The organism is Bradyrhizobium cajani (assembly GCF_009759665.1).
Taxonomy (GTDB): domain Bacteria; phylum Pseudomonadota; class Alphaproteobacteria; order Rhizobiales; family Xanthobacteraceae; genus Bradyrhizobium; species Bradyrhizobium cajani.
On the sequence record NZ_WQNE01000052.1, the window covers coordinates 23,571 to 38,894 of the forward strand.

At 64.2% G+C, this 15,324-nt stretch carries 19 protein-coding genes; 6 read left to right on the forward strand and 13 right to left on the reverse strand.

What is annotated here, in order from left to right; all coding sequences use genetic code 11:
* Window positions 1-22: 22 nt before the first annotated feature.
* Window positions 23-664, reverse strand: coding sequence for a carbonic anhydrase (locus tag GPL20_RS35835; RefSeq protein ID WP_157336985.1), 642 nt, complete (start codon window positions 662-664; stop codon window positions 23-25).
* 103 nt (window positions 665-767) lie between these two features.
* Here GPL20_RS35835 and GPL20_RS35840 point away from each other — a divergent pair, with 103 nt between their 5' ends.
* A complete protein-coding gene (locus GPL20_RS35840) occupies window positions 768-1,649 on the forward strand; it encodes an HpcH/HpaI aldolase/citrate lyase family protein (RefSeq protein WP_157336987.1) in 882 nt (293 codons plus the stop codon).
* Window positions 1,650-2,036: 387 nt separating this feature from the next.
* Window positions 2,037-2,636, forward strand: a complete 600-nt coding sequence (locus GPL20_RS35845; RefSeq protein ID WP_167533351.1) for a hypothetical protein — start codon at window positions 2,037-2,039, stop codon at window positions 2,634-2,636.
* Window positions 2,637-2,650: 14 nt separating this feature from the next.
* Here the strand turns inward: GPL20_RS35845 and GPL20_RS35850 are convergent, their stop codons facing one another.
* From GPL20_RS35850 to GPL20_RS35865, 4 genes are all read right to left on the reverse strand, one after another.
* Complete coding sequence (locus GPL20_RS35850; protein WP_157336991.1) at window positions 2,651-3,070, reverse strand: hypothetical protein; 420 nt, start codon at window positions 3,068-3,070, stop codon at window positions 2,651-2,653.
* Between the two features lie 369 nt (window positions 3,071-3,439).
* Window positions 3,440-4,225 (reverse strand): hypothetical protein, encoded by a 786-nt coding sequence (locus tag GPL20_RS35855; RefSeq protein ID WP_157336993.1) that lies wholly within the window; start codon window positions 4,223-4,225, stop codon window positions 3,440-3,442.
* Between the two features lie 81 nt (window positions 4,226-4,306).
* A complete protein-coding gene (gene leuD, locus GPL20_RS35860; RefSeq protein ID WP_092261454.1) occupies window positions 4,307-4,912 on the reverse strand; it encodes a 3-isopropylmalate dehydratase small subunit in 606 nt (201 codons plus the stop codon).
* 144 nt (window positions 4,913-5,056) lie between these two features.
* Window positions 5,057-5,455 carry a metallopeptidase family protein gene (locus GPL20_RS35865; protein WP_157336995.1) on the reverse strand — a complete coding sequence of 133 codons (399 nt, stop codon included), beginning with the start codon at window positions 5,453-5,455 and terminating at the stop codon, window positions 5,057-5,059.
* Between the two features lie 251 nt (window positions 5,456-5,706).
* On the opposite strand from GPL20_RS35865, the gene GPL20_RS35870 reads away from it, so the two are divergent.
* Complete coding sequence (locus GPL20_RS35870; protein WP_167533353.1) at window positions 5,707-5,994, forward strand: hypothetical protein; 288 nt, start codon at window positions 5,707-5,709, stop codon at window positions 5,992-5,994.
* A 43-nt stretch (window positions 5,995-6,037) separates the two neighbouring features.
* Entirely contained in the window at window positions 6,038-6,298 is a 261-nt protein-coding gene (locus GPL20_RS35875) for a hypothetical protein (RefSeq protein ID WP_157336999.1), read from the forward strand.
* A 111-nt stretch (window positions 6,299-6,409) separates the two neighbouring features.
* Here GPL20_RS35875 and GPL20_RS35880 read toward each other — a convergent pair whose 3' ends face one another.
* Complete coding sequence (locus tag GPL20_RS35880; protein ID WP_167533352.1) at window positions 6,410-6,709, reverse strand: DUF1330 domain-containing protein; 300 nt, start codon at window positions 6,707-6,709, stop codon at window positions 6,410-6,412.
* A 180-nt stretch (window positions 6,710-6,889) separates the two neighbouring features.
* On the opposite strand from GPL20_RS35880, the gene GPL20_RS35885 reads away from it, so the two are divergent.
* Window positions 6,890-7,438: a hypothetical protein gene (locus tag GPL20_RS35885; RefSeq protein ID WP_157337003.1), complete on the forward strand. Its 549-nt coding sequence runs from the start codon at window positions 6,890-6,892 to the stop codon at window positions 7,436-7,438.
* Window positions 7,439-7,566: 128 nt separating this feature from the next.
* Here GPL20_RS35885 and GPL20_RS35890 read toward each other — a convergent pair whose 3' ends face one another.
* The 7 genes from GPL20_RS35890 to ffh all read right to left on the reverse strand — a co-directional run bounded on the left by GPL20_RS35890 (window position 7,567) and on the right by ffh (window position 13,541).
* Window positions 7,567-7,770, reverse strand: a complete 204-nt coding sequence (locus GPL20_RS35890; RefSeq protein ID WP_157337005.1) for a hypothetical protein — start codon at window positions 7,768-7,770, stop codon at window positions 7,567-7,569.
* A 94-nt stretch (window positions 7,771-7,864) separates the two neighbouring features.
* Complete coding sequence (gene leuC, locus GPL20_RS35895; protein ID WP_145630258.1) at window positions 7,865-9,271, reverse strand: 3-isopropylmalate dehydratase large subunit; 1,407 nt, start codon at window positions 9,269-9,271, stop codon at window positions 7,865-7,867.
* A gap of 446 nt (window positions 9,272-9,717) precedes the next feature.
* The gene (gene rplS, locus GPL20_RS35900; RefSeq protein ID WP_157337007.1) at window positions 9,718-10,098 is read right to left on the reverse strand and encodes a 50S ribosomal protein L19; all 381 of its coding nucleotides are present in this window, start codon (window positions 10,096-10,098) and stop codon (window positions 9,718-9,720) included.
* Window positions 10,099-10,207: 109 nt separating this feature from the next.
* Window positions 10,208-10,975 (reverse strand): tRNA (guanosine(37)-N1)-methyltransferase TrmD, encoded by a 768-nt coding sequence (gene trmD, locus GPL20_RS35905; protein WP_157337010.1) that lies wholly within the window; start codon window positions 10,973-10,975, stop codon window positions 10,208-10,210.
* Between the two features lie 33 nt (window positions 10,976-11,008).
* A complete protein-coding gene (rimM, locus tag GPL20_RS35910) occupies window positions 11,009-11,566 on the reverse strand; it encodes a ribosome maturation factor RimM (protein WP_157337012.1) in 558 nt (185 codons plus the stop codon).
* Between the two features lie 9 nt (window positions 11,567-11,575).
* Window positions 11,576-11,908, reverse strand: coding sequence for a 30S ribosomal protein S16 (gene rpsP, locus GPL20_RS35915; protein ID WP_157337014.1), 333 nt, complete (start codon window positions 11,906-11,908; stop codon window positions 11,576-11,578).
* An 85-nt stretch (window positions 11,909-11,993) separates the two neighbouring features.
* Window positions 11,994-13,541 carry a signal recognition particle protein gene (gene ffh / locus GPL20_RS35920; protein ID WP_157337016.1) on the reverse strand — a complete coding sequence of 516 codons (1,548 nt, stop codon included), beginning with the start codon at window positions 13,539-13,541 and terminating at the stop codon, window positions 11,994-11,996.
* A 456-nt stretch (window positions 13,542-13,997) separates the two neighbouring features.
* On the opposite strand from ffh, the gene GPL20_RS35925 reads away from it, so the two are divergent.
* On the forward strand, window positions 13,998-15,062 hold the full coding sequence (locus GPL20_RS35925) for an MBL fold metallo-hydrolase (protein ID WP_254126029.1): 1,065 nt from the start codon (window positions 13,998-14,000) through the stop codon (window positions 15,060-15,062).
* Window positions 15,063-15,324 lie beyond the last annotated feature (262 nt).

The following is a 15,324-nucleotide window of genomic DNA, read 5'->3' on the forward strand; positions in this document are numbered from 1 at the left end:
CGAGTGGACCATTCGCCACTCGCTATTCGCCATTCGCGCTCTTGAATTCCTTCGCCGCCTTGTCCAGCACGAACAGCGATCCCTCCGCGACGCCGAAATAGGCGCCGTGGGTGTGCATCTGGCCGGCGTCGACCGCCTTGCGCACGAACGGGAACGTCATCAGGTTTTCCAGGCTGCGGAACACCGCGGCCTTCTCGATGCGCTCGACGAACTGCGCCATCGTCTCATGGTCGCGCTGCTCGACCACCTCGCCCGGCTTGATGAACATCTGCATCCATTTGCCGATGAAGTCGCCGGGCGTGAGCGGCTCGATCTTGTCGACGAAGGCGCGGATGCCGCCGCATTGCGCGTGGCCGAGCACCACGATGTGCTTCACCTTCAACACCGTCACGGCATATTCCAACGCCGCCGAGACGCCATGCGCGTTGCCGTCGGGCTGATACACCGGCACCAGATTGGCGATGTTGCGGACGACGAACAATTCGCCCGGCCCGACGTCGAAGATGACTTCGGGCGAGACGCGGCTGTCGCAGCAGCCGATCACCATCACTTCGGGCGACTGCCCCTTCACCGACAGCTCGCGGTAGCGGGTCTGCTCGGTCGGCAGCCGCTGCGTGGCGAAAGCCTTGTAGCCGTCCAGCAAATGCTTCGGGAATGTCATCATGACCCATGGCTAATCATAGACCGCAGGGGCGAACAAGCCTTTCGAATAGGCAGGCCAAGTGCTATCGGCTTGATCAGAATACAGACGAGGAAGGAACGCCAGCATGACCCGCCCGCGCCGCAGCCATCTGTTCATGCCCGGCTCCAACCCCCGCGCGCTGGAAAAGGCGCGGAATCTCGCCGCCGACGGCCTGATCCTGGACCTTGAGGATTCCGTCGCCCCCGACGCCAAGGCGGTGGCGCGCGATGGCATCGCCGCCGCGATCGCAGCCAAGGGTTTCGGCAAACGTGAGATCCTGATCCGGACCAACGGACTGGATTCACCCTGGTGGGCCGACGATATGGCGATGGCCGCGAAAGCCTCGCCCGACGGCATCCTGGTTCCAAAAGTTTCAAGCGTCGAAGATCTCGACCAGATCGGCCGCCGCCTCGCCGAGCTCGGCGCTGCCCCGACCGTGAAGGTCTGGGCCATGATCGAGACCGCGCGCGCGGTGCTGCATGCGGAGGAACTGTCTGCTGCCGGACGCGATCCCAAGACACGCTTGTCCGGTTTCGTGTTCGGCCCGAACGACATCTCGCGCGAGACGCGGATCCGGATGCTGCCGGGCCGCGCCGCGATGATCCCGATGATCACCCATTGCATCCTGGCGACGCGCGCCCACGGCCTCGAGATCCTCGACGGCCCCTACAGTGACATCGCCAATTCCGACGGCTTCGCCACCGAATGCGCGCAAGGCCGCGACCTCGGCTTCGACGGCAAGACGCTGATCCATCCCTCGCAGATCGAAGCCTGCAACGCGATCTTCACCCCGCCCGAAGAGGAAGTCGCGCGCGCCCGCAAGATCATCGCGGCATTCGAGCTGCCGGAGAACGTCTCGCGCGGTGCGATCCGGCTGGATGGTGCAATGGTGGAGCGCCTGCACGCCGACATGGCCCGGCGTACGATCGAGATCGCCGACGCGATCGCCGCGATGGGGAAGGGCTAGGCAAACGCGAAGAGCGATTCCGCATCGATCGATCAGCGCGTCGGTATCGCGCAAACCGGTCAGCATGGTTGCCGGGTCAAAGTCCCGGGGGCTGCAACATTGCGGATGTTCATGCCGGGTTTTCGAGCTTAGACTTGGAGCCTTATAGGCGCGCCGTTACGAAGTGCGCACGACCATTATTGGAAGCGATTGTCTGATCATCTGTACGCGCCTCGCGTAAGAGAGGTTGCTATGGAGCCATTTTTTCATCGGGAAGTTCATTGCCGCCCGCTGCAACATTGTTCGACGGACGTACACCATCGTAGCTGTCGTCTCTTCATTGCGGCGTTCTGCGCAGCCTGCATGTTCGCGGGTGAAGCCGGGGCTCAATGCACCGCACGGGATGTCTTGCAGAACGAACTGAGGTTGAAGAAGGCGCCCTCGGTTCGCGGGCAGGACATTCCGGTCAGATCGGCTGCCGATATCCCGGTGTGGAAGACGATCACGCTGCAAGCCTTCGCGAATTCGTTCGCGCTCCGGAATGCCCTGGATGCAAAGGGCTGCAAGGTAGGTGGGCTCGCTGCGGAGATTCTCGCGCGACCGGCCTTTGTCGTCAGTACGACCAGAAAAGACGTGAGGCTTGTTGCTGTATCGGCCGCGGAGCTCGGCTTTGGAACGGATACCGTGACTTTGGGAGCAGTTTATATGCGTGTCCAGCAGTTGGGTCTTGGGCTCGCGGCAGCGGAGATTGGCCCGCAATTGAGGCTTCAGTACTTCGACCAGCCCATGGGCGAATTTCTCATCATTGGAATGGAGCCCATCAAGACCTGGAGCGGCGAGCAGATCGTCCTGAATGTTGCCAATGGCGGAGCCGGACTCATCCTGATCGGCCAGGACGGCCGGCCCGACGCAGAAATATCTGCGACCTCGCGTTTGCTGTTTGTGCGATCCGATCCAGCTGCGCCCGCTGACCCGCGTGGGGAGGCAGCAGCATTTCTGCCTCCGTGATACCTGCGAGCGCTTCAGCGCGGCGCAATCTCGGCGCGATCGAGCGATTCCAGCGTTGCGGCGTTGGCGCAGTAGCCGTGATAGTTCTCCGCGACGGTGCCCTCAGCGAGATCGCGATCGCACTGTCCCTTGTTGTTGCAGAGCGAGCAGACCCGCTCCATGTCGCGCAGCAACAGCGGCTGCGCGCGGCCGAGCCCTTCGGCGCTGATGCCGAGCTGTTCCAGCATCTTCGGCAGCTCGTCGGCAGCGTGCTTGCCGTGGCGGACCAGCTCCTCCAGATCGTCGGGCGCGATCCTGAGATCGCTGGCGATCCGGTCGAAATCGGCGCGATCGAGCTGCCGCATCTCGTTCATCTCGCGGCGATGCTTCAGCCAGCTGGCAAAGGAGTCGATGAGGTCCTGAACGATCGGATAAGGCCTGCTTGCGGTGCTCATGCGAGGCTCCGTTGGGGTCGTGGAATTGGAGCCAGATTAGGCACAATGGTGCAGGAGCGCGTTGCGCTGGATCAAACAGGAAGATCGGGCTGCGAGCGCTCAAACTCCCCGTAAGCGCAGGGCTATCGTATTGGGAGCGGTTTGCCTGCGGCCCATCCTTCGAGACGCCCGCCTTTGGGCGGGCTCCTCAGGATGAGGGCGGAGTGCGCGGCAACGATTTCGACGGGCACCGATGCCGATGAGCCTCATCCTGAGGAGACCGCGGAGCGGTCGTCTCGAAGGACGAGGCGCGCGCTCAGGCCGTTCCAAGGGTCATATGTGATACCTTCTCCCGCAAGAGGGAGAGGGAGCGCGCCTCCTGCCCGGCGGCTATGCAAACCGCTCCGTCGCCCACGCATACAGGCTGCCCGGAATCGGTTTCTCCCCGCCGCGGCCCTTGGGCGAGATGTGCAGGCCGATGATGTCGGGGGCGGTGACGAGGCCGAGATAGCTCGAGGGATCGAAGAACAGTTTTGGCTCGGCATGCACGGCGTAGAACGACTGCTTCGGCAGCGCGTTCTGCAATTCGCCAGTGCGGCGCGCCAGCGCGGTGAGTGCCGCCGGCCCATAGATCGCAACGCGGATGTCGGAGAGGCGGTTCGAGCCGCCGCGCAGGCGGCGCATCATGAAGGTGACGCGATGGCGCACCGACAGCCAGTTCGGCGTCAGCTCCTCCTGCTCCATCAACTCCTCGAAGGCGGCCACGATGCCGTGCTCGGGCGGCAAATAGATCACGGAGTTGCCGAGCTGACGCGGACGCTCCCAGGCGAAGTAGGGTTTTGCCGGATCGATCTCGACGGGCTTCAAGAGCAGCACGTCGGCATCGAGCCAGAGGCCAAGATTCTTCGCCATCAGCTTCATGCGGAAGAAATCGCTGAACTGCAGCGTGGTCCAGTCGCGCCAGCTGCCGTCCGGCTGCGGCGGGCGCAGCCTTTCCGAGAACGCGTGCGGCAGGATCGCCTCGGCATCCGCATTCGCAATGCCCGCGGGCAGGCCGGGAATGGTGTCGAAGCTATAGAGCGTGACCTTGTGGCCGGCGGCCAGCTGCGAGCGCAGACAGGTCTGGCGCAGCGCGTCCATCGGGCCGTGCCAGAAGGTGACGATCTCGGGCAGCATGAGGCAAAGCTATACGGGATAACGCGGGCAAAGAAAAAGCCCCGGCGTTTTGGACGCCGGGGCTCAAACGAAAATCAGAGATCAGGCCCAGGCACGTTCGCGCTTGAGCTTGTCCTCATAGGTGTCGATCGAGGACTTCTTTTCCATGGTCAGACCGATGTCGTCGAGGCCGTTGATCAGGCAATGCTTGCGGAACGGATCGATCTCGAACTTGACCTTGCCGCCGTCGGGACCGCGGATCTCCTGGTTCGGCAGGTCGATCGTCAGCGTCGCATTGGCGCCGCGCTCGGCGTCGTCGAACAGCTTGTCGAGGTCTTCCTGGGAGACGCGGATCGGCAGAATGCCGTTCTTGAAGCAGTTGTTGTAGAAGATGTCGCCGAACGAGGTCGAGATCACGCAGCGGATGCCGAAATCGAGCAGCGCCCAGGGCGCGTGCTCGCGGCTCGAGCCGCAGCCGAAATTGTCGCCGGCGACCAGCACCTTCGCATTGCGATAGGCGGACTGGTTGAGGACGAAATCCGGGTTCTCGCTGCCGTCGTCCTTGTAGCGCTGCTCGGAGAAGAGCCCCTTGCCAAGGCCGGTGCGCTTGATGGTCTTGAGGTACTGCTTCGGAATGATCATGTCGGTGTCGACATTGATGATCTTCAGCGGCGCCGCGACGCCTTCCAGCGTGGTGAACTTGTCCATGGTTGCGCTTTCCTGGGGTGGTTCAGGGAACCGGTGTTTATCGCGAACGGAGCAGGAATCCTAGGCCGAATTCGGCAGGTCTCGTCTGCTTGGCTGGATCAAGCCGTGGGGAGAGGTTAGGGGAGCCCGCAGCTCGATACCGCTCTAGTCCGCCTTGGCCTCGATCGCGGCCATATCGTCGTCCGAGAGGCCGAAATGGTGGCCGATCTCGTGGATCAGGACGTGACGGACGATGTGGCCGAGGCTTTCGTCGTGCTCGGCCCAATAGTCCAGGATCGGCCGGCGGTAGAGCCAGACCATGTTGGGCAGCCGCGCCACGTCGCCCAGGCTCTGCTGCGGCAGGCCGACACCCTGGAACAGGCCGAGCAGGTCGAACTCGCTCTCGCATTCCATCTCGTCGAGGACCTCCTCGGTCGGGAAGTCGTCGACGCGGAGGATCACGCCCTCGCAGAGCTTGCGAAACTCTGCCGGCAGGCGATCGAAGATGTCATGCGCCGTCGCTTCCATTTCAGCCAGCGAGGGTGCTTTCAATTCCGTCCACATGGGCTTCTCCAGAGCGTTTTCGAGCGAAGTGGACACCGGTTCGCGTCAAGAAAACGCGTCAAAAAAGAATCTAGAACCCCGCTCCGATCTTATCGGAATGGGGTTCTAGCGCGGGTTCCGCAGCGATGCATCCGGCTTTATAAGCGCGGCGAGGTTGACGGGCGCCGCCAAAACGAGGAGCGTGTGCCCTGAATCGGACTTTTCGGGTGGGCTGGAAAATGCAAGCGAAAACAGCGCTGACGCTACTGTGCATGGGGTTGTTTTCGCAGTTTTGGGTTGGCGCAGAGGCCAATGCCCAGACGGCCGGGCCCGAGATCCGGCTGGCCCAGGCGGCTTCGCCCGACGAGGTCCCGCCACCGCGCAGACGGCCCCCCGCGCGCTTGCGCGTCACGCCCTATTACAGCCCCGACGGCGTCTATCCGCGCTACAATCCCGGCCCCGACGCGGTCCGCGAATGCAACGTCGCCTATGTGCAGGAACACAGGCCCAGCGGCACCGTGATCACGCCGCATATGAGCTGCTACTGGCGCCGGGGCTGACGCCTGCGCCAACGAGCAGCACGGAGATCTCGTGAGGGTCGTCATGGCGAGATGGATTGCATTGGCGGTTGCGGTCGCGCTTGCCGCCGGTCTGCCTCGCACTTTGGCTGCGCACAGGGCGACGATACCCGAGGCCTCGGCGGGCATCGCGGTTTTCGATGTGCGACGACACGCGCGAACCCCTGACGCCGTGCGGCCTGCCGTGCGCCATGATCCACGCTATTACGCACGGCCGGTCTACTACCGTCCTTATCCCTATGGCGTGCCCGCACCGTTCGTGTTCGGCTACGGGCCCTTTTGGTGATGCCGCTGCACCAGAGCATGATTCGGAAAAGTGTGAAGCGGTTTTCCGAAAAGATCATGCTCAAACAATAACCCAAAGCGCGATGACGATTCATCCCAATCTCATCGCGCTTTAGCCGGCCGGCGTAAATCCCCTGACCAGCAGCACGGTCGCCTGCGCGCCCGCTTTGCGATCGCGCGAGATCTCCTCATAGTCGGGCGTATTCGAGAAGGCGAAGAACGCAGCCTCGTCGGGGAACGACATCATGACAAGCTTGTCATGCGGCCATGCGCCTTCGAGCACGCGCGGATGCTCGTCGGCGGCGAGCAGCCTTCCGCCATACTTCCTGAACACGTCGAAGAACCGCGCCTGATAGCGGTCATAGGCCGCGCGGTCCGTCATCTTCAATTGCGCAATCGCGTAGACAGTCATCTCCAAAATTCCTTCCGTCGCGGCACTGCGCCGCAGCGCCATGCCCCTGCGTCGTTCATTCATGGGGCATTCACATCGCTCTCCTCAGTTTAATCCCAGGAGCGACCATCATTGAACAGCGATGGCGTGGCCGAGACGTCGTGCCGCAACGCCGCTGTCGAGATTCCAGGGAGGATTTCCATGCTGAGGAGACTGGGTCTCAGGGCAAGCCCGATGCGCTTGCTCGGGATCGCGGCTGCTACGACATTGATGCTGTCGACCGGGACCGCGCGTCGCGCTGAAGCACTCACCTTGATCAATCCGGCGACGTCACCGGCGACGAAGGCTGCGGCCGACGATCTCGTCACGCAGGTCCGGCATGGCGGCGGTGGGCATGGCTTCCACGGTGGAGGCTTTCGCGGTGGCGGCTTTCGCGGAGGCGGCTTCCATGGTGGCGGAGGACATATCGGCGGTTTCCGTGGCGGTGGTTTTCATGGCGGCCATATCGGCGGTTTCCGCGCCGCGCCGGCCTTTCACGGTGGTGGCTATCGCTATGGTGGCCTCCACCACGGCGGATATCACCGCCACTGGGGCTATCGCCCCCATTTCGGCTATCGCCATTTTCACCGGCGTTACTATTACGGCGGCTACTATCCCTACTACCACTATCCCCGTCGCTGCCGGATCATCTGGACCTATTACGGCCCACGCCGCATGTGCCGCTGGCACTATCCGTACCGCTATTGGTGATGGGGTTGGTTATCGTCATTCCGGGATGGCGCATAAGCGCCAGACCCGGAATCTCGAGATTCTCAGGTGCGCAATTGCGCTCCATAGTTCGCCCCTCGGGCGCCCCGGAATGACGACATTACCTGAAGTCAGTCCTTCAGCTTCCAAGACGAAGCTTTCCACCGCATCAGGTTCTCCAGCTTCCACTGCCTGAACATCGCCGGTGGCCAGCGGCTGAGCTTCGAGCTCTCCTCGACCTCCGGCTTGGCAACGATGCGCAGCGGCGTTGCACGCCGCCGGTGCTGGCGCGTCGCCTCGCTGATCAGATCGACATATTCCGGCTTGTTGGCCATGGCACGCGTCCTCGCGAAACCGTCGCGAGGACGCAATGTGGGCGACGCGGATTAACGGCGGTTTGCCGCGATCGCTACAATTGCAGGGAGCGGCTTACCGCCAGTCCCGGACGTCGACGAAGTGACCCGCGATCGCCGCCGCTGCCGCCATCGCCGGCGACACCAGATGCGTGCGGCCCTTGAAGCCCTGGCGGCCCTCGAAGTTGCGGTTCGAGGTCGAGGCGCAGCGCTCTTCCGGCTTCAGCTTGTCCGGGTTCATGGCAAGGCACATCGAGCAGCCGGGCTCGCGCCATTCGAAGCCGGCCTTGATGAAGATCTTGTCCAGCCCCTCGGCCTCGGCCTGCTCCTTCACGATGCCGGAGCCCGGCACCACCATGGCGTTGACGGTGCCTGCGACCTGCTTGCCTTCCGCGATCTTGGCGGCGGCGCGCAAATCCTCGATGCGGCCGTTGGTGCACGAGCCGATGAAGACGCGGTCGAGCTTGATGTCGGTGATCTTCGTTCCCGCGGTCAAGCCCATGTACTTCAGGGCGCGGTGCTTGGAGATGCGCTTGGCCTCGTCCGCGATCTTGTCCGGATCGGGCACCATGCCGGTCACCGAGATGACGTCCTCCGGGCTCGTGCCCCAGGTCACGATCGGCGGCAGCTTTGCGGCGTCGAGGCGCAGCTCGTGGTCGAAATGCGCGCCTTCGTCGGAGCGCAGCTTCTCCCAGTAGCGCATCGCCGCGTCCCAGGCCGCGCCCTTCGGCGCCTTCGGCCGGTCGCGCAGAAAGTCGTAGGCCTTCTGGTCGGGTGCGACGAGGCCGGCGCGGGCGCCGCCTTCGATCGACATGTTGCAGACCGTCATGCGGCCCTCCATCGAGAGCGCGCGGATCGCATCGCCGGCATATTCCAGCACGTAGCCGGTGCCGCCCGCGGTGCCGATCTCGCCGATGATGGCGAGGATGATATCCTTGCCCGTCACGCCCTCCGGCAATGTGCCGTCGACGGTGACGCGCATGTTCTTCGCCTTCTTCTGGATCAGCGTCTGCGTCGCCAGCACGTGCTCGACCTCGGAGGTGCCGATGCCGTGCGCGAGCGCGCCGAACGCACCATGCGTCGAGGTGTGGCTGTCGCCGCAGACGATGGTGGTGCCGGGCAGCGTAAAGCCCTGCTCGGGGCCGATGACGTGGACGATGCCCTGGCGCTTGTCGAACTCGTTGTAATATTCGATGCCGAATTCCTTGGCGTTCTCGGCCAGCGCCTTGATCTGCTCGATGCTTTCAGGATCGGGGTTCGGCTTGGTGCGATCGGTGGTCGGCACGTTGTGGTCGACGACGGCGAGCGTCTTCTCGGGCGCATGGACCTTGCGTCCCGTCGCGCGCAGGCCTTCGAACGCCTGCGGCGAGGTCACCTCGTGCACCAGGTGGCGGTCGATGTAGAGCAGGCAGGTGCCGTCCTCGGCTTCGTGCACCAGATGGTCGTTCCAGATCTTGTCGTACAGGGTGGTCGGCTTGGACATGAGCTTAAGCTCCGAAGAATGTGTGTCAGCGATGAGCGCGCCTGGCGCGCGGGCAACAAAATCGTCAGCGCAGCCTTTTCAGGCTGCGCGAATAAGCTCTGACGTTGCCGATGTCGCGAAGCGTCCGAAGAACCGGCCAGGCAGCCGCGAGCGATCGTCGATGACGATGCGCTTGACGGGGGCGAAGCTGGTCAGATCTGGAAACATTCTAGAAGCTATATAGCACGTGGAAGTTAAAGCGCGAGAGCCCAGCCGCATCGTCATTGCGAGGAGCCCTTGCGACGAAGCAATCCAGACTGTCTCCGCGGAAAGATTCTGGATTGCTTCGCGGAGCCTGTCATCGGGCCGCGCTTCGCGCGGACCCGTTGGCTCGCAATGACGGGGGCACAACAAAAAAGCGCGGAGCCGGGCCCCGCGCTTTTGAAAAACTTGCCTGGTGGCGAAGCTTACTCGCCGACGGCAGCCTGGCGGTCCTGCTTCTCGACGATGCGGGCCGACTTGCCGCGAAGGTTGCGGAGGTAATAGAGCTTGGCACGACGTACCTTGCCGCGGCGCACCACCTTGATCGAGTCGATCATCGGGGAGAGCAGCGGGAACACGCGCTCGACGCCCTCGCCATAGGAGATCTTGCGCACGGTGAAGCTCTCGTTGAGGCCACCGCCGGAACGGCCGATGCAGACGCCTTCATAGGCCTGCACGCGGGAGCGGTCGCCTTCGACGACCTTCACGTTGACGATCACGGTGTCGCCGGGGCCGAATTCCGGGATGTCCTTGCCGGCGGACAGCTTGTCGAATTGCTCTTGTTCGAGCTGCTTGATCAGGTTCATGGGTAAATCTCCATCGGCGCGCCCAGCCTTCGAAACGGGGGCTGCGCGAAATTCGTCTATCCAGCCATTGCGGATGTGGCCGCTCCTATAAGGCAAGCCGGAGCGTTTGTCACCCGTCTGTCTTGTTTTTTGGCGTTTTTTGGCGACCGGCCCGATTCGGGGCCTTGGCCGGGACTTGCGCCCATAAATCCGGCCGCCGGGCCGCCGTCAGGGCCTCGGATTGCGCCCGCCGCCAGGCGGCAACCTTGGCGTGGTCGCCGGAGGTCAGGATCTCCGGGATCGGAGTCCCCTCGAACAGCTGCGGGCGGGTGTATTGGGGGTATTCGAGCAGGCCGTCCGAGAAGCTTTCCTCGGTTCCCGAGGCCTCCTTGCCCATCACCCCCGGCAGCAACCGGACGCAGGCGTCGATCAGGGCCAGCGCGGCGATTTCGCCCCCGGAGAGCACGTAATCGCCGATCGAGACCTCCTCCAGGCCCCGTCCGTCGATCACCCGCTGGTCCACGCCTTCGAACCGTCCGCAGACGATCAGGGGGCCCGGGCCCCGGGCGAGTTCAACGACGCGGGCCTGGGTCAATGGCCGACCGCGCGGGCTCATCAGCAGGCGGGGCCGCTCTTCTGAAGGATCTTGGCCGATCTCGGCCGCGTCGATGGCCGCGGCCAGAACATCCGCCCGCAGCACCATGCCCGGCCCGCCGCCGGCCGGCGTGTCGTCGACGCTGCGGTGGCGGTCGGTGGCCGAGGTGCGGATGTCCCGTGTCTCGAGCCGCCACAGCCCCGATGCCAGCGCGCGGCCGGCCAGGCTCACGCCGAGCGGTCCCGGAAACATCTCCGGAAACAGCGTCAGCACCGTCGCGCGCCAGGGTGAGGGGTTGGTCATTGGAGATAGCTTAGCCAAAACCACGTCTCGTGGTTATGGGTCCCCGCTTTCGCGGGGACGACTCGGAGAGAGAGACTGATCGCGATCCTCGCCCTCGATCTCCTGCGGCAGCGCGATCACGACACGGCCGCCGGCCAGATCGACCTCCGGCACCACCGCGTTGGAGAACGGCAGCAGCAGCGTCGTGCCCTTGGGCGGGGCGATCTCGATGATGTCGCCGGCGCCGAAATTATGGATCGCGAGCACGCGGCCGAGCGCGTCGCCGTCCGTGGTGACGGCGGCGAGCCCGATCAGGTCGGTGTGGTAATATTCGTCCGCGTCGGTCGCGGGCAGCTTTTCGCGCGGCACGTAGAGCTCGATGCCGTTGAGCCGCTCGGCCTCATCGCGGGTCGTGACGCCCTTGAACGTCGCGACCAGATGATCCTTGGCCTCGCGCGCCGTTGCGACCTCGAACCGGCGCTTGCCGTCCTTGGACAGCAGCGGACCGTAGCGCCTGATGGCAAAGGGATCTTCGGTGAAGGTCCACAATTTGACCGCACCGCGCACACCATGCGCGGCGCCGATCCGCGCGACGCAGACCAGCGCCGACATGGTCTGGCCTTACGCCTTCGCGGCGGCTTCGGCCTGCGCCTTGCGCTCCTTGCGCGGCACGGCCTTCTGCGGGTTGTTGCGCGCTTCGCGCTTCTTGACGCCGGCGGCATCGAGGAAGCGAGACACGCGGTCCGACGGCTGCGCGCCCTTGGCGAGCCAGGACTTCACCTTGTCCATGTCGAGCTTCAGCCGGGTCTCGTTGTCCTTCGGCAGCAGCGGGTTGAAATAGCCGAGACGCTCGATGAAGCGGCCATCGCGCGGAAAGCGCGAGTCGGCGACGACGACGTGATAGACGGGACGCTTCTTGGTGCCTGCGCGGGCGAGGCGGATAACGACGGACATTCAGTTCTCCTTCAAAGTACAGTTTGTTCGGTTGATTGGTATTCCGCGTTGCGCGAGACCGATGCGATCTCGCGCAACGAATTCCTCATTTCTTCTTGCCCGGAAAACCGCCGAGGCCCGGCAGCGTCGGCTTGCCGCTCAGGCCGGTCAGTCCAGGAAGGTTGGGCAGGCCTTGGCGAAGACCGGCGGGCAAATCCTTCGGCAGATTGGGCAGCCCCTGTCCGCCGCCGCCCTGCATCTTCTCCTGCAGCGCCTTCATCTCTTCCGGCGACGGCGGCTTCATGCCGCCACCAAAGCCCATGGCCTGTGCGATGCCGGCGAGCGGGCCGCGCTTGCCCGAACCCATGGCCTTCATCACGTCGGCCATGTTCCGGTGCATCTTGAGCAGCTTGTTGACGTGCTCGACGCTCTGGCCGCTTCCTGCGGCGATGCGTTTCTTGCGGCTGGCCTTGAGCAGGTCGGGATGACGGCGCTCGTCGCGCGTCATGGAATCGATGATCGCGACCTGGCGCTTCAGGATCTTGTCGTCGATGCCGGCGGCAGCGATCTGGTTCTTCATCTTGGAGATGCCGGGCATCATGCCCATCAGCCCGCTGATGCCGCCCATGTTGGACATCTGCAGCAGCTGCTCGCGCATGTCGTTGAGGTCGAACTGGCCCTTGCGCATGCGCTCGGCGGTACGCGCGGCCTTCTCGGCGTCGATGTTGGCGGCGGCACGTTCGACCAGCGAGACCACGTCGCCCATGCCGAGGATGCGGCCGGCGATACGATCGGGATGGAAATCCTCCAGCGCATCGGTCTTTTCGCCGGTGCCGATCAGCTTGATCGGCTTGCCGGTGACCGCACGCATCGACAGCGCGGCGCCGCCGCGGCCGTCGCCGTCCACGCGGGTCAGCACGATGCCGGTGAGACCGACGCGCTGGTCGAACGAGCGCGCGAGATTCACGGCGTCCTGGCCGGTGAGGCTGTCCGCGACCAGCAGCACTTCATGCGGATTGGCGGCGGCTTTGATCGCGGCGGCTTCCGCCATCATCTCTTCGTCGAGCGTGGTGCGGCCGGCGGTGTCGAGCAGCACGATGTCGTAGCCGCCGAGCTTGCCGGCCTCCAGCGCGCGCTTCGCGATCTGCGGCGGCTGCTGGCCGGCGACGATCGGCAAGGTGGGAATGTCGAGATCGCGGCCGAGCACGGCCAGCTGCTCCATCGCCGCCGGACGATAGACGTCGAGCGAGGCCATCAGCACCTTGCGCTTGTCGCGCTGGACCAGGCGGCGGGCGAGCTTTGCGGTGGTGGTCGTCTTGCCGGACCCCTGCAGGCCGACCATCATGATCGGCACCGGCGGCACGGAATTGACGTCGATGGTCTGGCCTTCGGCGCCGAGCGTGTTGATCAGCTCGTCGTGGACGATCTTGACCACCATCTGGCCGGGGGTGACCGACTTGACGACGGTGGCCCCGATCGCCTGCTCGCGGACGCGCTCGGTGAAGCTGCGCACGACTTCGAGCGCGACGTCGGCTTCCAGCAGCGCGCGGCGCACCTCGCGCATCGCGGCGTCGACGTCCTTTTCGGTCAGCGCACCGCGCCCCGTCAGACGATCGAGAATGCCACCAAGCCGTTCCGACAGATTGTCGAACAATGCCGTTGTCCTGTTGCTGTCCCCCCGGTGAGGGGCGCGCCGCTACTCTCCGCTGTCATGCCCCGGCTTGACCGGGGCATCCAATACGCCGAGGCACCTCGGTTCAGACCGAGCCGCCTCTGGAATACTGGATCCCCCGCTTTCGCGGGGGATGACCACTTACTTGGATAAGCGATCTTCCAAACACCTTTGCGCCCGAGGGCGCACAGCGCTGTCGGGCGTTGACCTCTGGCCTCCAGGGCCAGTCGGCGGGTCGAAAAGAAAGCCTTTCCGAGAAAAGTGGCGGGGTTAAACGCCGCTCACGCCCAAAAGTCAAGGAAAGTTAGGGTGCCCGTGCGCCTTTTGTAAGGTAAGATCCTGAAAATATGGCTCTTTTGGCAGGCGGTTCCTTTTCTTCCGGCTTCACCCATATAGCAGGTGATGACTTACCTCCGCTATCATCCCTGAAGCCCGCTTGTGCCGATCACCCGCCGCCGCCTGTTGGGACTGCTTGCCGGGGCCGGTGCACTGGTCGGCGTTCCCTCCCTCTGGATGTCCCGCATGAAGACCTATGACGGACCCGCCTCCGACCATTTCGACGGCCTGCACTTCTTCGATCCGGACGGCGCGCCGCCGAAATCGCTTCGTCAGGTGCTGCGCTGGCAGTTCGGCGGCAAGCGGCAGCGCGCCAAATGGCCGGACTGGGCCCCCAGCCCCCATGCCGACACCCCGCCGGAGCGCGTCGATGGCGGCAAGGTGCGGCTCTCCTTCGTCGGCCACGCCAGCTGGCTGATCCAGACCGGCGGCCTCAACATCCTGGTCGATCCCGTCTGGTCGATGCGGGTCTCGCCGGTCGCCTGGGCCGGACCGAAGCGGCACAACGATCCCGGCATTTCCTTCGATCATTTGCCGAAGATCGACGTCGTGCTGGTCTCGCACGGGCACTACGATCATCTCGATGTCGTAACGTTGTCGCGGCTTGCCAAGAATTTCGCCCCGCGCGTGGTCACCCCGCTCGGCAACGACGTCACGATGCGCGGCACCGACCCGACGATCAGGGTGGAAGCCTTCGACTGGCACGACCGCGTCGAGCTCGGCGGCGGCATCGCCGTGCATCTGGTGCCGACCCGGCACTGGACCGCGCGCGGCATGTTCGACCGCAACAAGGCGTTGTGGGCGAGTTTTGTATTGGAGACGCCTGCGGGGAAAATCTACGTCGTCTGCGATTCCGGCTATGGCGATGGCCGGCACTTTCGCCGCGTCGCAGAGAAGCACGGGCCGCTGCGGCTCGCGATCCTCCCCATCGGCGCCTATGAGCCGCGCTGGTTCATGCGCGACCAGCATATGAATCCGGAGGATGCCGTGAAGGCGCTCGCGGATTGCGGCGCGCAGGAAGCGCTCGGGCATCACCACGGCACGTTCCAACTGACAGATGAGCCGATCGATGCGCCCGCGAAGGCGCTGGTCGAGGCGCTGGATGCGGCGAAGATTCCGCAGGAGCGGTTCGTGGCGATGATGCCGGGGCAGGTGGTGGAGATTTAGCTGAGATTTAGCGTCATTCTCCGCTGTCGTCCCGGACAAGCGGAGCGAAGATCCGGGACCCATAACCACAGGGAGCGGTTTGGCGAAGACTCGGCGTTGCCGCTTGCGTGTTATAACCACTCCCTGTGGTTATGGGTCCCCGCGTTCGCGCTAGAGCATGCACATATCTGGTGCGGCGGATTGACTCGGGTAGGCGGCGGGGGATTCCAGAATCGGAAGTCTGTGTGATTTCTATTCCACACTCCATGGTTGGACGGGGTGC